Below are 20,663 nucleotides of genomic sequence, written 5' to 3'. Positions count from 1 at the left end.
ATCAATCCCCAATTAATTAGTCAGAAAACTGTTCCAAAACATCATATTTCCCAGCTAATTTCAATTTGTTTGTGGACACTAATCCATTTTCTGTTTTCTGTAATTTACCGATGATTCTTCCACGATAATCTTCGCCTTCTTCTTCAAACTTATATAACGGCGCCGTTATAATTTTTCCGTTTTCCATTCCTCTTACTTCCGATATTTCGACAACTCTTCTTGAATGGTCCCGGAATCTGGAAAGGTGAACCATAATATCAATTGCTGAGCTGATTTGTTGGCGGATTGCCTCCAGTGGCAGTTCCGCAGCACTTAACACCATTGTTTCCAATCTGCTTAGCATATCAACAATCGAGTTCGCATGTCCTGTCGACAAGGAGCCGTCATGTCCTGTATTCATTGCCTGCAGCATATCCAGCGCTTCCTCTCCGCGGACTTCACCTACAATAATCCGGTTTGGTCTCATACGCAAGGAAGCTTTTATTAGATCTTTTATCGACACTTCGCCCTTGCCCTCTGTGTTCGGGTTCCTCGTCTCAAGACTAATAAGGTTAGGAATATTCCTAATTTGGAGCTCAGCTGAATCCTCTATTGAGATGAGCCTCTCGTCCGGCGGAATAAAATTAGACAAGACATTTAAGAAAGTTGTTTTCCCGGAACCAGTTCCTCCGCCTATGAATATATTGTATTTCGCTTCGACAAGGTGCTGCAGAAAATCGGCAACTTCTTCATCCAAAGCTCCAAACTTTATCAAATCCTTCATAGTTAAAGGATTCTGAGGAAATTTCCGGATGGTCATTGCTGGCCCTCTTAAAGCGATCGGCGGCAATACAACATTGACCCGGGATCCGTCTTCTAATCTGGCATCTGCTATTGGACTTGATTCATTTACTACGCGATTCACTTTCGACACAATCGTTTGGATTGTATCCTCCAACTTTTGTCTATTCTCAAAAGCAACATCCGTCCTTGTTACTTGACCATCTCGCTCAATAAAAATTTCTTCATGATTATTTACCATAATCTCTGTAATGGAAGGATCATCCAATAGCGGCTGCAATGCGCCCAATCCTCTAAATGCATTGTACATCCGGTCAACAATCCGCTTTATCATCGAAGAGTTGATAGCGTGTTCCCTTGCATAAGCAATTACAGTTTCTTCTACAAGCCCCAATAACTCTTCATTCGTAACTGAGTGCATAAAATCGAGTGTTTCCCTCAGTTCCTCAATCAGCTTTTTCGTTATCTCATCCTCATCGAGTGCAAGATGTTGTTTATCATCTTCCGAGGCTGGATTTTTTTTAATTTTCAGATCATCAGTTTTCAACAAAGTCCACCTGCCTAAACAATTCTTGATTTGTTATAAATAATTGGGCAAGCTTCTCCCCAATCTCGGTGTCTCCGAGGACCTTCTGCTGCTCATCCATCTCCATCCAGGATGAAAAGAAAGGAATACTTGCTTCAATACTGAAATTATAACTATCAAAATTACTGAATAAGTTTGAAGGAACTTTGTTTAGGATATAATGCAGTTTTGTCTTATCGATGTCGTTACCAATAAGATCGTTATCCAATATATACTTCGTTCTTGCCATACTCGTCTCACTCGAACTTAAAATCCAGAAAACTTCATCACTAATCTCCATTGCAGCAGTATTGCGTTCATGCAATGAAGCATCTAAATCTATAATGATATAATCATATTCCTGCATTGCTTTTAGAGCACTTACCAATGTTTTTACATCAGACGCCGTCAGCATTTCCATTTCTTCAGGCAGAACTGGAAAAGTGAAGTAATCAATATTAGTTAAGGCATCATGTGATTTCAATGCTTCTATTTTTGAAATCAAACGATCTGTATTATTTTTTAAGTAGTAGAACACTTCCGCAGAAGACACTTTCGGCTCTTTGAAAAATAGATATGTAGTATGTAATTGTTCCAGACTTATATAAAACACACGCTTATTCTGCATCGTCAAATTTTTTGCAAGGGATAGGGAGAGTATCGTTTTACCCGTACCAGCACTTCCACTGTAAAAACTGACGACCGTCTCCTTGTTTTCCTGATAAAATGATTTCTCAATCCTGCCGTTACTTTCATAATAAATGGATAGTACTTGTGATAATAATTCATTGAGCGGTTGATATTTAAATACATACAGATCATGCTCAGCTGCATTTGATTTATCTTCCGTAATGATAATCACTTTATCAAAATTGCTTTTGTCTGATTCTTCCAGATTCGCATCCGTCAACAAGATATGCTGTTTTTGGTTACGGATATTATTTTTGAAAGCAGCTTCATCCGTGAAAATCTTTGTCGAGAACTTCGAACTGTTCGAAGGATTTCTCATAAAGTTGGAAAAATATTCCGCATAGACAGTATCCTGCGTATATAAGACGACTTTAACTTTATTCATCTGGATAACCTCCTTAAGTAACTTCATTTGCTTTACAGTAAATAATCAACTAGAGTATATTCATAGTCTCAAAATTATGTCAATATTGTGTCAAAAGCAAATGCTGCCTTTAAATAAAATTAATATATTGTGTTTGCCGGATATAAAAGGATTGTTCGCTTTTCATAACATAAAAATCCGGTCAATGTTAAATTTTTGTAACAAAAGTGAAACGCTCCTTCTAATAAAATCAACTATTTTATGACAATGTAGCATAACAAAAAATAAAAATCCAATATCGATTAGAGAGAAAAACAGAGCATAGCAATATCATAGGAACATAGATATAGTGAATGATACCCTGTGTTTTCACTATTAGACTATAAAACTTATTTTCTCTATATAATCCGACCTGCTTCGACAGGCTCACGCTTTCTAGTTCATTCGAATCGTAAACTCTAATTGTCTTTATTCCTATACCATAAATCGTCTCTAGCTCTCGAATAGTACCTATTTGTGAATTACAAGCCAACATGCCAGTAAATTTCATTACATTCGAAGTGCAAACTATTAGAATTCATTGGTAAAAATTACCTAAAAATAATTCTGTTGCAACCAACAGAAAATTCTCCTCACCCCATAATAAAAAATAAGTCTTATGACCCCGCCACGTTAGCGCCTGCTTCTTCATGGAATTTGCTAAAAATGTCGAAGAAAAGGATGATTTGCATATCCGTTGATATACAATTATTCCAGGTTGCCACATTATGATATTCATCATATAGCTGTATATTTGTTACCAAAGAAACACTGTGCAAAGGTTTCCCATTGCTTCTATATGTTTACATTTAATTTCGGGTTATCATAAAGCAGCATCCTTTCACTCTTGTCCCACCTGTTCTGCAATATGCAGATATATTTTGCATACTGTTTTAATCGAGCATTTTCTACTACCCAGAACTTTCGAGTATTAAAAGTCGAGTAAAATCTTTGAAATAGTCTTTTTCGAAATGTAATACTATAGAGAAATTTCACCACTAGATAGTCACCTTGCTAGTAAATAAAGTAAAAAGAGCTTCCCACTAGTCAGGAAGCTCTTTTGTATGTTGTTACTTTTTATTTTGTTGAGACTTTTGGTTCTGACGTCTTACTTCTTGCGCATCCGTTTCAGAAGCAAACTCAGTCCCATATTGACCTTGACTTTGTCCTTGGCCTTGTTTAGACTTTTGGTTCTGACGTCTTACCTCTTGCGCATCCGTTTCAGAAGCAAACTCAGTCTCGTATTGACCTTGCTTAGACATTTGGTTTTGTTGTCTCACTTTTTGCACGTTAGTACCTGCTTGTGATTTTTTCGCCATTGATATCACCTCCGTAACTATAATTTAACCATTTACGAAGAAGCTATACGGAGGATATTTTAAGTATTTTTAATAAAACTTGGTAAAAGCTTGCCTACTCTAAACCTTTTCTTATTCGAAGATGCGACACTGGAAAAGGTAAATTTTTCATCTCCTCCAAGTCGACGATACGTAAACTTGAATCCTTTACTTCCGTATCATTCACCTCAGCCGAATGAATATCGATGTTCCAGATCAAATGACTGAATACATGCTTCAAATCACCACTTTGCACACCCATTTGTAGTTGCACACCATATTTCTTATAAAACCATGCAGGTATGTCTTCAAGCTTTACCTCTTCTAATGGGACCATCGGGAATTGATACATATTGGCAAGCAAGCCTTCTTCCGGTCTTTTCTCAATCAAATACTTGCCTTCCTGATTTCTGATGATCAATGCCGCATAATGAATTGACTTCTGTTTCTTTGCTTTTGTTTTCACCGGTAATTCAGCTTGCGCACCTACTTCAAAGGCTCTACAGTGTTCCTGGACCGGGCAAATTAAACAAGCAGGAGATTTCGGTGTACAAATTGTCGCACCAAGATCCATAATCGCTTGATTGAAGGATGATGGATCTTCTTTCGATATGACTTCGGCAACAATCTGCTCAAAATATTTCTTTGTTCTAGCACGTGCTATATCATCATTAATTAATAACAATCGAGAGAACACCCGCATAACATTTCCATCTACAGCAGGCTCAGGCTGATTGAAGGCAATCGAAAGAATCGCACCTTGAGTATACGGTCCAACACCTTTTAATTTTCCTAATTCATCCTTTGTATCAGGAACTTTTCCATCGTAGTTTTCCACGACTTCACGGACTGCCGTGTGCAAATTCCTCGCCCTCGAATAAAAGCCTAATCCTTCCCATACTTTTAATACTTCCTCTTCTGGAGCATTTGCCAATGAGTAAAGGTCTGGATATTTATCGATAAACCGATTAAAATAAGGAATAACTGTATCAACTTTGGTTTGTTGAAGCATGATTTCGGATATCCATATATAGTAAGGGTCACTTGTTTCACGCCATGGGAGGGCCCGCTTATTTTCTTGATACCAGTTAAGAATTTCCTTCTGAAATGCTTCTATGTTAAAATTCTGTAATATGTCTTTTATCAAAACTTCACCTTCTTTTGGTACAATAAATATATATGAACGCTTTTTCCATCATGGTTTTTTCTACGCTCTCTGTCTTACGGAGGCTGGACCGTGATAATCATATAAGATAGGAAGTGTCCAATACGATGGATACCGCAACGCATATCGTTATGGGAGTTTCACTCGCAGGACTTGCCACATTAGATCCTGTTGTGCAAAGTGATCCGGCATTGTTTAATGCCGTTTTAATTGGAACGATAGTTGGGTCGCATGCACCAGACTTCGATACCGTATTTAAAATGAAAGATAATGCAACGTATATCAGGCATCACCGTGGTGCAAGCCATTCGATCCCTGCCATCATCATGTGGGGGCTCCTTGTGTCTGGAGTGATCTATTTATTCGCCCCAGAAGTGAGTTTCCTCCATCTATGGCTTTGGACATTTCTTGCTGTCATTATTCATGTGACAGTGGATTTGTTTAACGCTTATGGCACACAAGCACTAAGACCCTTCTCCAGTAAATGGATAGCAAAGGGCTTCATCAACACTTTCGATCCTTATATTTTTTCTTTGAATGTAGTTGGGATTATTGCATGGACACTTGGTGCAAATCCGGCCTATACTTGGATTACGATCTACTCAGTGATTATCCTATACTATATTAAACGATATTTGGACAAACGGGAAATTGTAAACAAGATCAAGGAACATTTCCCTGATACGTTAGAAATTGCCACTTCACCAACTTTAAAACAAAATTATTGGCGTGTGGCAATCACTACAAAAGAACGTTTCTATGTAGGAAAAGTGGAAAATCGCCATATTGAAATTGTCGATGAGTTTAAGAAAATCCCTTTACCGGATCTGCCAATTATTGACGTCGCTAAGACCGATGACAATATAGCGGCCTTCTTGAATTTTTCACCGGTATACCGCTGGGAGATCAATGAATTCGACAATTATACGGAAGTTCGGCTTATCGATCTGAGATATCGTTCAAATGACTACTATCCATTTGTGGCTGTAGTAAAAATTAGTCCCGAACTCGAAATTATCAGTTCCTATACAGGTTGGATATTCTCGGAACATAAATTACAACGAAAACTATATGCGAGTGATTTTGTATAAAGACAAGAACAGCAGGCATCCCCTGCTGTTCTTTTTTGTTTCCAACTTCATCGCCTTAGCCTGTAAAGGCACTTCAGCTTTCGGATTTAATTTACTTTTTTACCTAATAATGCAATCGGCAGTGCTTCAATTTCTTCATACTGCTCGTCCAATAAATTGATTCGATATCCCCATGCAAACACGCCATTAATATAATCAATTTTGAAACGGAAGCCAGGCTCCATTTTGAATTGATAAATTTCACCAGCTTTGAAATCGTCTGGATTCATTGTATATGAAATTGCCACCTGCATTTTTCTTTCATTGATCTGCACCTCGGAAATATTACCAAGCTGCTCTGCCCTCTGAGCTTTCTCCTTCAGCTCGCTTATTTCTTTATATAATTGTTCCACTGAATAATCGCTATAACGATATGTCATTTTTCATCCCCCATTCTTCCTCTAGCTTATCAATTTTTAACCGGGAATGGAATACACGAGACCCGCCCCAACAAAAATTCATTCCTGCTCTAAGCTTTCTTGAATGAAACGCTGTATTAAATCAAAGGAAAAACCCTTCCGATAAAGTCCCTCTGTCAATTTATTCCTTAATTCGAAGCCCGAAAACTTGTTCTGATATTTTCGCAAAAGCTTCTCTCCTTGAAAGACTAACGCTTCCCATTCAGCATCTGCATCCTTTTGGTCTGAAAAATTAACAGCAACTTCTTGAATGATCTCCCGGGAGAATCCTTTTTGCATTAGATTCACTTGTATCTGCTCCAACCGTTTGCGGAACGCATGCTTGGACGATTGGCGCAGCTTTTTTTCCATAATCTTATACACTTTATCAAATTGTTTCTCTGTAGTATACAGTTCCAAAACGTCTGCAACTATCTTTGCACTTACTCCTTTTTCCCTCAACTCTTGAGCTATTACTTTCGGTCCTTTCGTCGATGTGTTGATTCTTGTCCGAACAAAAGCTTCTGCAAATTCCCGGTCATCAAGCAGTTTTTCCTTTGTTAACCGGTCAATGATTTCATCTATGTATTCAGGTTCTACTTCTTTTTTCTTTAAGTAATCATAAACTTCCTTTTTCGTCCGCATTCGATAGCTTAAATAGTTGATCGATTGGGTATAGAATTGGTACAGCTTCTCTTTTTGGACAATTTTATTGATTGCCGCTTCATCTAATTCAAGACCTTTGCGGAGACCAAATTCAATAAGAATTGCTTCATCGACACTAAATGCATACTCATCAGCAAGGAAAATATTATACCGATTCTTATTTTTCTGTTGAACGGTAATCCGGGTAATTTTTTTCAAAACCATTCACCCCTTCCCTACCATATTATCATGAATGCCTGTATACAACTAATACTTATCCTATATAATAAAATGAAATCAAAGACGAATCATAAAGACTTCCGGAGGGATACCATGAATTTTCTAATAACCGGTGGTACCGGATTTATCGGTAAACACTTGACTGCAAAATTAATAACAAAAGGACATCATGTCTTTGTCGTTACTCGATCACCCCAATCACATAAAAACACAAAACATGTCACCTATCTATCTTATCAAGACGATGTCCAAGATTTTCCAGCAATTTATGGGGTCATCAACCTTGCTGGAGAATCTTTATTCGGCTATTGGACAGAGGAAAAGAAAAAGAAAATCCGTCAGAGCAGAATAGAGGCAACAAAAAACCTCATTGAATTAGTAAGTAAACTGAATGAGAAGCCAAAAGTTTTCATTAATGGTTCTGCTGTCGGATATTATGGAACATCTACTGAGATAATTTTTACGGAGAATACCGAAAAACCAGGAAAGGATTTTTTAAGCTCTGTCGTTGTAGATTGGGAAGATACCGCAAAGACAATTGAAAAAATGGGAATCCGCACGATTTATGCGCGATTTGGAATTATACTTGGCAGAAAAGAAGGATCTTTTCCTCTCATGGCTTTACCTGTTAAACTGTTTGTCGGAGGAAGTATCGGTGATGGAGAGCAATGGATATCGTGGATTCATATAGATGATGCCGTAAATTTACTGGAATTCTGCATTTTTAATGAAAGAATGCAAGGTCCTGTCAATGTTACAGCGACTGAGCCGAAACGCAATAAAGATTTTTATCGGCTTATGGCGAAAAGTTATAACCGCCCATACTGGTTTCCAGCCCCTAAACTTTTTATCAAACTCGCTATGGGGGAAATGTCCACACTAATCACCGAGGGCCAATTCGCTTATCCAAAACAGGCTGAAGACAATGGATTTTCTTTTCAATATCCGAAGCTTTTCCATGCCTTAAATGACTTAATATAATAACAATTTTCACATATAAAAGGCAATGAATTTGATGTGTTTTTCCCTAAAAAAATTTTAATAAAATATTTTAAAAAACCCATTCACATTTTCGAGAAACCAGTGTAAAATGAGTTAAGAAATTAATTACAAACTGCAGAAAAGAGATGACGATTAGGAAGTCTCCAAACGTTAGTTGAAATTAAATAGGGAAGGCAAATGGTGCGCCACCAGCATATATGTACTGGTTCTAGTGGGTTCGATTCCCACCCCGAATTTTTGTTGATCAATCTTTAGTTTTTTCGATCTTGAATAAAAATTCGTGGGTAGGTTTCCAACTGGGACCACTAGTGCGCCTTAGGAAATATACCCACCTGGAAAAAGGAGGGTTTTTTTATGCTAAAATTGCGTGAATTACATGAGGTGCCTGTACTGTATGAGTTGATGACACATCCCGAAGTATTTCCCTATGTTAGACAAAAAGCCAACACATTAGATGAATTATATTTTTTAACGAAGCAGACGATTGAAGCGGAGCAAAATCGTGAATTGATTTCTAGAACTATTCTTGATGAGTTCCAGCAGCCAATAGGAACGATTAATTTGTTTGATATTGAAGAAAATTACGGATTTCTCGCTACATGGATTGGTAAACCTTATTTTGGCAAAGGATACAACCGCCAGGCTAAAGATATGTTCTTTGATGAATTATTCCTCACCCAAGGGATTGATGGCATATTCATGAAAGTACGGAAGACCAACATCCGCTCATTGAAAGCAGTGTTGAAGCTCCCTTATATCGCATTGGCTAATGAAACCTATCCTGGAGTCTTTTCCAAGGTCAATCCAGAAGAAGAAATCTATGATTTGTTTGTCATTACGAAAGAAAACTACCTTTCTTATAAACAGTTCTCCCATGTGGAAGCACCTATGACTGGAGAAGTTGTTTCATAAGTTAGTGCGATCAGCTTTTAAATATTAACTATAAAAACTTAACAAACCAAAGTGATTCTTTTGATAAGGAATTGCTTTGGTTTTTTTCTATTGAAGAAATATGCTATTGCCTCATAATTTCCTATTGTACTTCAACAATTTGTCTGTTATACTACTAATAGAACAGATACAACATCTTGCCTGTATAGAAAGAAGGTGTGTTTATGTTTATCAAAATGGATATGGCCGCTGATAAACCAATTTATATTCAGCTCAAAGAGCAAATTATTGAAGGTATCGCCAGAAAAGAATTGCAGCCTGGGGATGATTTGCCATCTGTCCGCTCCCTTGCCGCTGATATTGGCATAAATGTTCATACCGTAAACAAAGTCTACCAGCAATTAAAACAGGAAGGATACATCCAAATCCATAGAAAGCGCGGGGTCATTATTCACCCAGATGGATTCCTTCCAGCAGACGAAAATTATATCAACTCACTCAAAGAAGAATTAAGACCTCTGCTTGCAGCAAGCATTTGTCATAACCTCACCATCGATGAGTTTAAAGAACTAAGCGATGAGATATACTTACAGATTTTAAATAAAGAAGGTGAACAACATGAATAATTGGTTTCCCTTGATCGCACTGCTGATCCTCATTCCCAGTTATCTTGCAACTATATTTATCCCTTACTGGACTAGAAGAACAGAAAGTTTCGGAGTTACGATTCCGGAAGAAGTTTATCATAGCCCATTACTAAAGCGTCTCAGGAAAAAATACGTGCAATCGACAAGCCTGCTTGCACTTTTGCTCACCCTACTTTTTTTATTCTTAAGTATGGGGGCCGATGAAGCTCAGGCAACTATTCTGCTGACTATAACCATACTTTTCTACTTTATCGTAACTGCTATCATTTACCTTATCTTCCACAAAAGAATGAAGAAAATTAAAGTAGCAAGTGCATGGAGTGCCGATGAAACACAAGAGGTCGTCATTAGTACCGCTTTCCGAAAAGAGAAACTGACCTACTCCAACTTATGGTTCCTTATTTCTCTCTTCCTTACGGTTGGACTGATTATTTATAGTATAATCAATTACCATTTGCTGCCGGATCAAATACCAATGCAATATAGCTTTTCTGGTGAAGTGACAAGATCAGCAGAAAAATCCTATCTTTCTATTCTTATGGTGCCTGCATTCCAATTTTTTCTGATTGGAGTCTTTATATTTTCAAACAGCATGATACAACTTGCAAAACAACAAATCGACCAGTCCAATCCGAAACTGTCATTGAAGCGAAATTCGATTTTCCGGAAACGTTGGTCCCTATTTCTCATCATCACCGGGAATGGCATCATTGCATTACTTACATTTGTCCAGATAGCGATGTTCCATCCAGTCAATAAAAAACTGGTAGTTACCATCTCACTAATTTTCAACATAGCTATCATCATCTATGCCATCTATCTCAGCTTCAAACTTGGGCAAGGTGGAAGCCGACTCTATCATGTTACCGGACCTGGTGGTACACAAATTAATCGCGATGACGATCGCTATTGGAAACTTGGAGTATTTTATTTCAACAAGGAGGACCCGGCAGTCTTCCTTGAAAAGAGATTCGGAATTGGCTGGACTATAAATATGGCACGGCCACATGGATGGATTATCCTAATCATCATTCTTGGTCTCGCATTTCTTATTCCTGTTTTATTAAGCTAATCAATTGGAGGGAACTAACATGGAATCTTTAGCTATTAATTGGCAATTAATATTACCATTATTTTTTATACAAGGGATTTTACTGATTGTCGGTATTCTCGATTGGGCAAAGCAAGGAGAAAATGTCCGGGGTAACCGCTGGGTTTGGTTTGTAGTCATCGTGTTCATAAATATTATCGGACCGATTCTCTACTTTATTTTCGGAAGGAGAAGATAATCCATGAACCTGCTTTCCGCCACATCTTTAAAGAAAACGTATAAAGATTATACTGCTGTACGAGGGGTGGATTTTTCCCTTACTTCAGGTAAATGCATCGCTTTAATTGGACCGAATGGAGCCGGAAAAACAACGATTTTACGAATACTTGCCGGATTATTAAAGCCAACGGAGGGCAAGATTCGATTTTCTGGTCAGCCGGCTAACGCAGATTTACGGAAATTTATTGGTTATCTGCCACAATATCCCGTCTTCCCAAGTTGGATGACAGCGAAGGAATTTCTGATATTCAGCGGAGAACTCGCATATTTATCGAAGAAAGAAGCAGAAGAGCGGGCAGAAAAGCTTGTGGAAGAAGTAGGAATCAAAGATGCATGGAATAAACCTATCGGTGGATATTCTGGTGGAATGAAGCAACGTCTTGGAATTGCCCAAGCAATTATTCATTCCCCAAAATTACTTTTACTCGACGAACCAGTTTCGTCATTGGATCCGATTGGAAGAAGAGAAGTATTGACATTACTTGAAAAGTTAAAGGAAGAAATGACCATCCTCTTCTCAACTCATATTTTAAATGATGCCGAAGAGGTATGTGATGACCTTCTACTGCTGCATAAAGGGGAAATCATTGAAGCTGGCTCCATTCTCGAGTTACGGAAGAAATATCAAACTTCGGTTATAGAACTCGAATTTCAAGATAATCCAGAACAGTATTTGGAGAAATTACGAGCTTTACCAAGTGGAACTTCCAGTTATCTCGATCGCAATACAATTAAAATTCCGGCAGCAGATATCAGTAAAGTTAGATACGAAGTTCTCAAAGCAGCCACAGAGGAAAATTGGCCACTCGTTGAATTTCATCTCAATCGAGCTTCACTTGAAGAAATGTTCATGAAGGCGGTGAAGAAATGAGACAATGGAAAACTCTTTTCAAAAATGAAATGGTTGGACACTTCCGTGATCGGAAATGGATTTGGGTGCCTCTCGTACTCATCCTCATCGCTGTCATGGACCCAGTGATGAATTATTACCTTCCGCAAATTCTCGATAAGGTAGGCGGATTACCTGAAGGTGCTGTATTCCAAATGCCAGAATTCACTGGAATTGATGCAATTCAAATGAGCATCAGTCAACTTAGCAGCCTAGGTGTTTTAATTATTGCTCTTATCTCCATGGGAACAATTGCAGGAGAACGAAAATCCGGAATTGCTGAATTGATACTTGTAAAACCAGTAGCCTACCCAGCATATATCCTTAGTAAATGGGCAGCACTTCTCGTCCTCATTATAGCATCTTATGTGTTAGCAATGCTGTTCGCTTGGTATTATATCGGCATTTTATATGATACCATCCCCATCGGTGATTTTCTTGTAATGACAGCATTATATGGGCTTTGGCTGACACTCGTACTGACCGTATCCATTTTTTATAATACAATCTTCAAATCATCTGGTCTTGTCGCATTCAGTACAATAGCAACCATAATTTTAATAAGCGTTGGATCAAGCCTGTTTGGAGAAAAGTTAAGCTACAGCCCTTCTAATATTTCCAATCATTCATTTGAGTTTCTACACACCGGTGAAATATCAAGCTCTTTAATTGGATCGGCTGTGACAACGGTTATTGCATGTCTCATTCTACTATTACTGAGTATTTATATATTCCGTACGAAAGAACATGCGGGATAAATCCATATATCTTTAATCCACAAAAAACAGGAAGAGTACATCTTCCTGTTTTTTATTAAGCCTTTACTGTCGTTATCCCTCTCACTAAAAAATAGGTCAATCCATAAATCAGTATACTGATACCAAATACCTGAGCGAAGAAAACATAATCAATGGTGTGGTACAAGTTGAGAAAGAATTCAAACAGCCATCCTTGCGCGATACCAAATAGTAAAGTGACGCCAATCAGTCCGACAACACTGCCACCAATAATTAGGCCACCACGGTAAAACAACAGGGCCAATAGAAAGAATAGAGCAAAAACACCAAACATCATTACCGTATCTACGGCAATTCTTGTCAGCCATGTATCACTTCCAATTAATTGTGCTGGATGCAAAAACATGAATGAATGCAATCCAACTGCTTCTATAATCAGATTAATGATGAAATGAAGGGTACTAGAAATCATGGCCATGATAAATCCATACAAAACAAATAATACACCAGCTGCAGCAAAAATATTTTTCCGGACTGCTCCCAGCTTCAACGAAAAAGGAATATAATCCTTCACGATTAGAAAGCCGACTATCCCGACATTAATGTATGTTGCAAAAGGAAATCCAAAAAAGAACACACCATCCTGCACATCCAACAGTAAATACGCTATCCCCAATGAAAGAGCTAAAGCAATCAGAAGAATCGACCAAAAAATTGTAAACGAATGTCTTAGGTCAGATAAGAAAAAGAATAGCAATCCCTTCACTTGTCTCGTCATTTTATGCCCCCCGCTTTCTTTCCGTCAAATGGATCATTAACTCCTGTATCGGCACACCTTCTACATCTAATCCATACTCTAATGCCTCTTCCTTCTCTCCGTAAACATAAGCATTCATCATTCCCGCCAATTGTTTTATCTCAAGTGTTTCTTTATTTTCAATATACGTCTTTACTGCATCCACAGGCCCTGAAACAGAAATAATGCTTTGCCTTAGAGAATCCGTCTCCTCCTGAAGAACGAGTTTCCCTTCCCGGATAATCAACACTTCCTCAAACAACAGACTGACTTCATCTATCAAATGCGTAGAAAAGATAATTGTTCGTTTTTCATTCTGAAACTCCTCAAGCAATATTTCATAGAATTTCTTACGTGAAGGTGCATCCAGACCAATATACGGTTCATCAAAAATAGTGATAGGTGCTTTACTAGCCAAACCGACCGAGATTCCAAGTGCAGATTCCATCCCTTTAGATAGTGTTTTTATTTTTGCATTCCTATCAAGTCCATATTCATCAATTAATTTATCCGCAAGTTCCTGATCCCAAGTGGGATAAAAATAGGAATAGATTTTTAATACGTGTTTGATTTTCAGATCCTTCTTGAAGTTATTCCCCTCTTTGATAAGGCAAATGGATTCAATCAACCGTTGATTATCAAACGGACGGACACCATCGATTAGAACCTCACCCTTCGTAGCCGTAATTTGTCCAGCTAATATTTCCATAAAAGTTGTTTTACCTGCACCATTTCTGCCCAATAAGCCATAAATTTTCGGTTCATTTAAGGTGAATGAAAGATTTGACAAGGCTTCTTTTTCCCCATATCGTTTCGTTAACTCTTTCACTTCAATTTTCATCAGCTATCCTCCCGTTGTAACATTTTCAATAATTCATCTTTATCGATATCCAGCTTCTGTGCGGCTTGCTTCAGTGGCCGGATATATTCCTCGTAAAAATTGGCTTGATGTTTCTCCAATAGTATATTCCGTGCATTCTCTGCAACGAACATTCCTACACCCCTTCTTTTATATAAAATTTCTTCTGCCACCAATTCATTTATTCCCTTCGCAGCAGTTGCCGGATTGATTTTATAATGTGCTGCTAATTCATTTGTTGAAGGCACCCTATCTCCTTCCTTCAATGTATTGCTAATAATTGAATCCTCAAGCATTTCTTTGATTTGGAGGAAGATCGGTTTGGTGTCGTCTAATTTAATTTTCATCTGCAACCTCCTGCGTTCATTGGTTAGTTACTTATGTAATTAACCATATAACTGAAACGAATTTTTGTCAATAGTTTTCTGAATATTTTTGTTTATATTTTTAGAATTCAAATGAAAAAGTAAAAAAAGCCAGCTGTCCGCTGACTTCTATTATTTCTATTTATTTAATCGCTCAATGAGCCTTTCCACCGGTTGCATATCTGGAACTACAATATAATCATTTCCATCCGTTTCCACGATAATATTGCCATAGGCTGCAGTAGAAAAAATTTGACTCTCCAGTTTTAATAAATTGTTGATGACGCGTTTTACAGGATGACCATAATCATTTACAACACTGTAGGTAATAATCGAAACTTCAGGGTTGGCCTGTTTCAAAAAATCTAGCGTGCTGCTGGAGCTTGATCCGTGATGGGCTACTTTTAAAACTTCTGATTCAATACTATATTTATCAGCAATCACCTTCTCCTGCTCAGCACCAACATCACTCATTAATAAGAAATCTATTGAATGATATGTCAGCTTTAAGACAATTGCCGATTCATTTGGATTCTCTGCATTCTTCTGAGCTGCATGAAGGACATGAAGCTCGACCTCTTCTTCTACAGAGATTTTCTCGTTCTCTTTCGCGATTTTGATTGGAATATCATCTTTAAAGAGTTGCAAACGATACTTTGCATACGTATTAGTTGGACGTATTTCTCCATTTTCCAATACTTTACTTACAGGGAAATGCTTCATTACTTCAATAAGTCCACCAATATGATCGAAATCCGGGTGGGTCGCTATCATCAAATCAATTGTTTTTATACCATGTTTTTTTAGATACTTTACAAGCCGCTTCCCCTCTTTCGGCTCTCCCCCATCAATTAAAATCGTCTTATCTTCAGGTGTTTCAATCAACATACTATCCCCCTGGCCAACGTCGATAAAGTGGACACGCATGGGAGAACTGGCTGAAGTATAGGTGACGTGCGGAATGACGATTAAAATGATTATGAGTAGCTGAATTAACTTCTTCATACGTTACACCCTTTGTTTGATGTATTTATGTACATGATTGATTATCATTTACCAACCGAAAATGATGAAGCAGGACTTATATAGGTCTTCATCGTACTGATGACCGACCGAGAAGGAAGTAGTTCGTTACATTCGGGCGGTTAGAGCACCAATGAGTGACTGAAGAGCAGGGAAATCATCACATTCGGGCGGTTAGAGCACCGATGAGTGACCGAAGAGCAGGGAATTCATCACATTCGGGCGGTTAGAGCCTAGATGAGTGACTGAAGAGCAGGGAAATCATCACATTCGGGCGGTTAGAGCACCGATGAGTGGCCGAAGAGCAGGGAATTCATCACATTCGGGCAGTTAGAGCACCGATGAGTGACCGAAGAGCAGGGAAATCATTACATTCGGGCGGTTAGAGCACCGATGAGTGACCAATGATGAAAGAACCCAATTCATTTAGGCAGTCAAAGCACGTTTTAGTTTCACTCTTTATATTTTGTACGAAAAAACTAAGCTTATGAACATAAAAAAAACCGTCTGCAATATTGCAGACGGTTTATGATTTAAACTTGTTTAACAACAATCTCTTCTTCTTCGACGTCTACTTGGACTTTCTCAACAGAGTCTGACTCAAGAATTAGATCTGTGAGCTGGTCCTCGATTTTATCTTGGATTACCCGGCGTAATGGTCTTGCACCAAAGCGCGGATCATATCCAAGGTCAACTAGTCGTTGTTTAGCAGCGTCTGTGATCATGATTTCAATATCATTTTCTTCGATAGCTTCTTGTAGTTCATTAAGCATCAAGTCTACGATAGTCAATAGATTTTCTTTTGATAACTCATTAAATTCTACAATGGCATCAAAGCGGTTTAAGAACTCTGGTTTGAAATAGTCACTTAAATTCTCTAGTGTTGAAACAGCATCATGGGTTTGACTGAAACCGACATTCACACGCTTCGTACCCGTTCCTGCGTTACTTGTCATAATGATGACAGACTCTTTAAAGCTTACTGTTCTTCCCTGTGAGTCGGTCAAATGACCGTCTTCCATAATTTGCAGGAACATGTTCTGTACATCAGGATGAGCTTTTTCAATTTCATCCAATAAGATGATGGAGTATGGGTTTCGGCGTATTTTCTCGGTTAATTGGCCAGCCTCTTCATGACCAACATATCCCGGAGGAGAACCAATAATTTTAGATACAGAATGTTTCTCCATATATTCACTCATATCGAGGCGTACATATGCATCACGTTTACCGAATAATTCTTCTGCAAGTACTTTAGTCAGTTCCGTTTTACCAACTCCAGTTGGACCGACGAATAAGAAAGAACCGATTGGTCGTTCTTTTGACTTCAATCCTGCACGGCTACGGCGGATTGCTTTTGCAACTTTATCAACGGCTTCATCTTGTCCAATAACTTTACCGCGTAAGTTTTCGGCTAAGTTCTTCATTTGTTTTTGTTCTTCAGCTTGCATTTTCGTTACTGGAATACCAGTTTTTTCTTCAACAATCAATTCAACATCATGAACAGAGACATCCGTCACTTTTTCACTGTCATCCGCTTTTTCCAATTGTTTTTGCAGTTGAATTTCTTGGTAACGAAGATTTGCTGCAAGTTCATAATCTTCACGTTCAGCAGCTTCCTGCTTTTCTTTCACAATCTCATCTAGTCGATTCTTAAGCGATGTTGAATCTTGTTGTGAATTCTTCAAGTTAAGGCGTGATCCTACCTCATCCATCAAGTCTATCGCCTTATCAGGCAAGAAGCGATCTTGGATATAACGATTTGATAATGTTACAAACGACTCAACCACTTCATCCGAATAGTTCACTTCATGGAATTGCTCGTAGCGATCTTTAATACCGTTTAAAATCTCAATTGTATGCTCAATTGTCGGCTCTTTCACAGTAATTGGTTGTAGACGGCGTTCCAATGCTGGGTCTTTTTCAATTTGTCGATATTCTTTTAAAGTCGTAGCACCGATCAATTGCAATTCACCACGTGCAAGTGCAGGTTTTAAAATATTTCCTGCATCCATCTGAGAACCTTCTGTAGATCCAGCACCGACAATTAAATGGATCTCATCAATGAATAGGATGACATCTTTTCTTTCCTGAAGCTCTGCGATCAGCTTTTTCATACGTTCCTCGAACTGACCTCGGATTCCTGTGTTAGCAACTAACGATGCTACATCCAGTAAATACACTTCTTTAGAAAGCAATTTTGATGGTACAGAACCTTCGACAATTTTAAGTGCCAATCCTTCTGCGATTGCAGTTTTACCTACACCAGGTTCCCCAATGAGTACTGGGTTATTTTTACTTCTTCTATTTAATGTTTCAATTACTCTTTTAATTTCTTGATCTCGTCCAATAATCGGATCGATTTCTCCTGCTCGAGCAGAATCTGTTAAGTTCTTTCCTAATTGGTCAAGCAATCCCTTGCCTTTGTTTGCACGTTGCTTCGTACGGGTTCCAGCTTGGCGGCCAGAGCCTCCTTGTTGGAAGAATTGATTATTTTCAAAAGGAGTTGATCCTTGATTAAAGTTAGAAAAGAAATCATTCGCATGATTCATCATATTATTTTGTATTTCATTTAAACAGGAGTTACAAAGATGCATTTCCATCCGCTGACCATTTACATGTACTGCTGCATTAATGGTCGCATTATTTTCACCACAATGTTGACATTTCATCTTACATTCCTCCTTGATATTTATTTATCAATTTGACTTTGACTATCTTTGACTTTAATTTTATTATACTCTGACTATCTTTGACTTTCAAGTCTTTTACCTAGATTTTTTAAATTATTTTAGGCAAATGCCGTGATAACGCAACAAAAAGCAGATGAATGCTTTACTTTCATCTGCTGATTTCGTTCCATACTTTATCGTCATTATCCCAAAATGCTACAGGGGCAACTTCCTCAATCTCTTTCTCTTTAGCTTCCTTTACTTCCGACGCGAAATTTAGGACTCTTACAGCTTCTTCCTCTGTCAACTCGTTTATCAACTGTTTGATACGGTCTTTTGAATCCATCATAATCCCTCACTTCAAGTTTTTCTATTATTAGGATACCCAAAGAATAAGATATAAAAACAAAAAAGCCGCTTATGTCTATCATACATAAGCGGCTTTTCCTTTATTTATTTTTCTGCAACTCACGCTGACGCAATTCGATTCTTCTAATTTTACCAGAAGTCGTTTTTGGTAAATGGTCTATAAATTCAATTTCTCTCGGATATTTATATGGTGCAGTTTGTTCTTTAACATGATCCTGCAACTGTTTAATCAAGTTAGGGTCATTTTTATCGACATTTTGTTTCAAGACGACAAATGCTTTGACTATACTGCCTCGTTCTTCATGTGGACTTGCTACAACTGCACATTCTTGAACGTATGGATGCTTAACGAGGGCGTCTTCCACTTCAAATGGCCCAATCGTGTAACCTGAGCTAATAATAATGTCGTCTCTACGGCCTTCAAACCAGAAGTAGCCATCCTCATCCTTGCGTGCTTGGTCCCCCGTAATATAATAGGAGCCACGGCGAGAGGCTTTCGTCCGCTCCTTATCCTTATAATATTCACGGAATAACGCAGGACTATCAAGTGGAAGAGCAATATCCCCAATTTCATTTACTGCAACTGGGTTCCCATCTTCATCGATAATTTCCACCGCATTGCCTGGAGTCGGTTTACCCATTGATCCTGGTTTCACTTCCATATCCTTTGTTATTCCAAGTAACAAGGTGTTTTCGGTTTGTCCGTAACCGTCTCGTACAGTAATATCGAAATACTTACGGAATATATTGATCACTTCCACGTTGAGCGGTTCACCTGCAGATACAGCACTTTTCAGGTTAGTGAGCTTATAATCTTCCAAATGCTCAACCTTGGCCATCAGGCGATATTCCGTTGGTGTACAACAAAGTGTATTAATCTCATGTTCGTCTAAGAGTTGTAAGTATTTTTCTGGATCAAATCTTCCACTATAAATAAAGCCTGTGGCACCCGACCCCAACACCGATAGAAATGGGCTCCAAATCCATTTTTGCCAACCTGGACCGGCTGTGGCCCAAACTAAATCGTCCTCTTCCACTCCAAGCCAATTTTCAGGAGCAGTTTTTAAGTGGGCATATCCCCAAGCGTGGGTATGGACGACCCCCTTTGGATTCCCCGTTGTGCCGGACGTATACGGTAAAAATGCAATATCATCTTTTGATGTATCGACCATTTCCAATTCTTCTGTAGCATATGATTTAGCCTCATCTAAAAATTCCCAGCCGTCTACTGCTTGTCCGACCACAAACTTTTTCAGCTGTTCGAAGTTTGATACTTTACTCACTTCTTCGGTAAATTCATGGAATGCCACAACTGCACTTACTTCTCCATGATTGATCCGATATTCCAAGTCATTAGCTTTTAACATCTCAGAGCTAGGTATAATAATGATCCCCGTTTTTAATGCAGCAAGATAAACTTCATAAGTTTCAATTAAGCGCGGCATGATGATGATGATTTTGTCACCTTTCTCTAGTCCGCTATTCAAGAATACATTCCCGACTTTATTTACGTTCCGTAATAATGCCTGATAAGTGATTTCTTTTTTGTTGTCATTTTCGTCCAACCAAATTAATGCCTTTTTATTTTTATCGTTGGCAAACTTCTCCACTTCCATCGCAATATTGTACTTCGTCGGTGCGATTAAATCCTCTCTCTTCATCATCCCTTCACCACTTTCTATTTATTTTCCCCATTATAACAAAAAATCAGAAATTATTACATAGTTTTT

The 20,663-nt window shown here is 38.3% G+C and carries 21 protein-coding genes; 8 read left to right on the top strand and 13 right to left on the bottom strand.

Annotated elements, in window-relative coordinates; all coding sequences use genetic code 11:
- Nucleotides 1-16: 16 nt before the first annotated feature.
- The 4 genes from M3210_RS04545 to mutY all read right to left on the bottom strand — a co-directional run bounded on the left by M3210_RS04545 (nt 17) and on the right by mutY (nt 4,922).
- A complete protein-coding gene (locus M3210_RS04545) occupies nt 17-1,201 on the bottom strand; it encodes a TadA family conjugal transfer-associated ATPase (RefSeq protein WP_251512033.1) in 1,185 nt (394 codons plus the stop codon).
- A 115-nt stretch (nt 1,202-1,316) separates the two neighbouring features.
- Complete coding sequence (locus M3210_RS04540; RefSeq protein WP_251511999.1) at nt 1,317-2,420, bottom strand: AAA family ATPase; 1,104 nt, start codon at nt 2,418-2,420, stop codon at nt 1,317-1,319.
- Nucleotides 2,421-3,508: 1,088 nt separating this feature from the next.
- A complete protein-coding gene (locus tag M3210_RS04535) occupies nt 3,509-3,757 on the bottom strand; it encodes a gamma-type small acid-soluble spore protein (protein ID WP_251511997.1) in 249 nt (82 codons plus the stop codon).
- A gap of 94 nt (nt 3,758-3,851) precedes the next feature.
- Nucleotides 3,852-4,922 (bottom strand): A/G-specific adenine glycosylase, encoded by a 1,071-nt coding sequence (gene mutY, locus M3210_RS04530; RefSeq protein WP_285853557.1) that lies wholly within the window; start codon nt 4,920-4,922, stop codon nt 3,852-3,854.
- A 125-nt stretch (nt 4,923-5,047) separates the two neighbouring features.
- Here mutY and M3210_RS04525 point away from each other — a divergent pair, with 125 nt between their 5' ends.
- Nucleotides 5,048-6,031, top strand: coding sequence for a metal-dependent hydrolase (locus tag M3210_RS04525; RefSeq protein WP_251511995.1), 984 nt, complete (start codon nt 5,048-5,050; stop codon nt 6,029-6,031).
- Nucleotides 6,032-6,117: 86 nt separating this feature from the next.
- Here the strand turns inward: M3210_RS04525 and M3210_RS04520 are convergent, their stop codons facing one another.
- Nucleotides 6,118-6,450 (bottom strand): YfhH family protein, encoded by a 333-nt coding sequence (locus M3210_RS04520; protein WP_251511992.1) that lies wholly within the window; start codon nt 6,448-6,450, stop codon nt 6,118-6,120.
- Nucleotides 6,451-6,528: 78 nt separating this feature from the next.
- Entirely contained in the window at nt 6,529-7,338 is an 810-nt protein-coding gene (gene recX / locus M3210_RS04515; RefSeq protein ID WP_349774314.1) for a recombination regulator RecX, read from the bottom strand.
- A 108-nt stretch (nt 7,339-7,446) separates the two neighbouring features.
- Between recX and M3210_RS04510 the strand changes: the two genes are divergently transcribed.
- The 7 genes from M3210_RS04510 (at nt 7,447) to M3210_RS04480 (ending at nt 12,870) form a co-directional block, all read left to right on the top strand.
- Entirely contained in the window at nt 7,447-8,334 is an 888-nt protein-coding gene (locus M3210_RS04510; protein WP_251511988.1) for a TIGR01777 family oxidoreductase, read from the top strand.
- Between the two features lie 375 nt (nt 8,335-8,709).
- A complete protein-coding gene (locus M3210_RS04505) occupies nt 8,710-9,267 on the top strand; it encodes a GNAT family N-acetyltransferase (RefSeq protein ID WP_251511986.1) in 558 nt (185 codons plus the stop codon).
- A 203-nt stretch (nt 9,268-9,470) separates the two neighbouring features.
- Complete coding sequence (locus M3210_RS04500; RefSeq protein ID WP_251511984.1) at nt 9,471-9,872, top strand: GntR family transcriptional regulator; 402 nt, start codon at nt 9,471-9,473, stop codon at nt 9,870-9,872.
- Nucleotides 9,865-10,965, top strand: a complete 1,101-nt coding sequence (locus M3210_RS04495) for a DUF1648 domain-containing protein (protein ID WP_251511982.1) — start codon at nt 9,865-9,867, stop codon at nt 10,963-10,965. Before M3210_RS04500 ends, M3210_RS04495 begins: the two co-directional genes overlap by 8 nt.
- Before the next feature lie 19 nt (nt 10,966-10,984).
- Nucleotides 10,985-11,182: a PLD nuclease N-terminal domain-containing protein gene (locus M3210_RS04490; protein ID WP_251511979.1), complete on the top strand. Its 198-nt coding sequence runs from the start codon at nt 10,985-10,987 to the stop codon at nt 11,180-11,182.
- Nucleotides 11,183-11,185: 3 nt separating this feature from the next.
- Nucleotides 11,186-12,094, top strand: a complete 909-nt coding sequence (locus M3210_RS04485) for an ABC transporter ATP-binding protein (RefSeq protein WP_251511977.1) — start codon at nt 11,186-11,188, stop codon at nt 12,092-12,094.
- Nucleotides 12,091-12,870 (top strand): ABC transporter permease, encoded by a 780-nt coding sequence (locus tag M3210_RS04480; RefSeq protein ID WP_251511975.1) that lies wholly within the window; start codon nt 12,091-12,093, stop codon nt 12,868-12,870. The genes M3210_RS04485 and M3210_RS04480 overlap by 4 nt, the downstream gene beginning before the upstream one ends.
- A 55-nt stretch (nt 12,871-12,925) precedes the next feature.
- Here M3210_RS04480 and M3210_RS04475 read toward each other — a convergent pair whose 3' ends face one another.
- From M3210_RS04475 to mbcS, 7 genes are all read right to left on the bottom strand, one after another.
- Nucleotides 12,926-13,627, bottom strand: coding sequence for a hypothetical protein (locus M3210_RS04475; RefSeq protein WP_251511973.1), 702 nt, complete (start codon nt 13,625-13,627; stop codon nt 12,926-12,928).
- 1 nt (nt 13,628) lies between these two features.
- Nucleotides 13,629-14,486, bottom strand: a complete 858-nt coding sequence (locus tag M3210_RS04470; protein WP_251511970.1) for an ABC transporter ATP-binding protein — start codon at nt 14,484-14,486, stop codon at nt 13,629-13,631.
- Entirely contained in the window at nt 14,486-14,851 is a 366-nt protein-coding gene (locus M3210_RS04465; RefSeq protein ID WP_251511967.1) for a GntR family transcriptional regulator, read from the bottom strand. Before M3210_RS04465 ends, M3210_RS04470 begins: the two co-directional genes overlap by 1 nt.
- A 156-nt stretch (nt 14,852-15,007) precedes the next feature.
- Entirely contained in the window at nt 15,008-15,874 is an 867-nt protein-coding gene (locus M3210_RS04460; RefSeq protein ID WP_251511964.1) for a ComEC/Rec2 family competence protein, read from the bottom strand.
- A gap of 551 nt (nt 15,875-16,425) precedes the next feature.
- Nucleotides 16,426-18,564, bottom strand: coding sequence for an ATP-dependent Clp protease ATP-binding subunit (locus tag M3210_RS04455; RefSeq protein WP_251511961.1), 2,139 nt, complete (start codon nt 18,562-18,564; stop codon nt 16,426-16,428).
- 169 nt (nt 18,565-18,733) lie between these two features.
- Entirely contained in the window at nt 18,734-18,910 is a 177-nt protein-coding gene (locus M3210_RS04450; protein WP_251511958.1) for a hypothetical protein, read from the bottom strand.
- Between the two features lie 103 nt (nt 18,911-19,013).
- On the bottom strand, nt 19,014-20,594 hold the full coding sequence (mbcS, locus tag M3210_RS04445) for an acyl-CoA synthetase MbcS (RefSeq protein WP_251512031.1): 1,581 nt from the start codon (nt 20,592-20,594) through the stop codon (nt 19,014-19,016).
- Nucleotides 20,595-20,663 lie beyond the last annotated feature (69 nt).

The sequence above is a fragment of the Oceanobacillus luteolus genome (assembly GCF_023715655.1).
In the GTDB taxonomy this organism is placed as follows: domain Bacteria; phylum Bacillota; class Bacilli; order Bacillales; family Amphibacillaceae; genus Oceanobacillus; species Oceanobacillus luteolus.
Note: the sequence above shows the minus strand (reverse complement) of the source record. Positions and strands in the feature narration are given on the sequence as shown.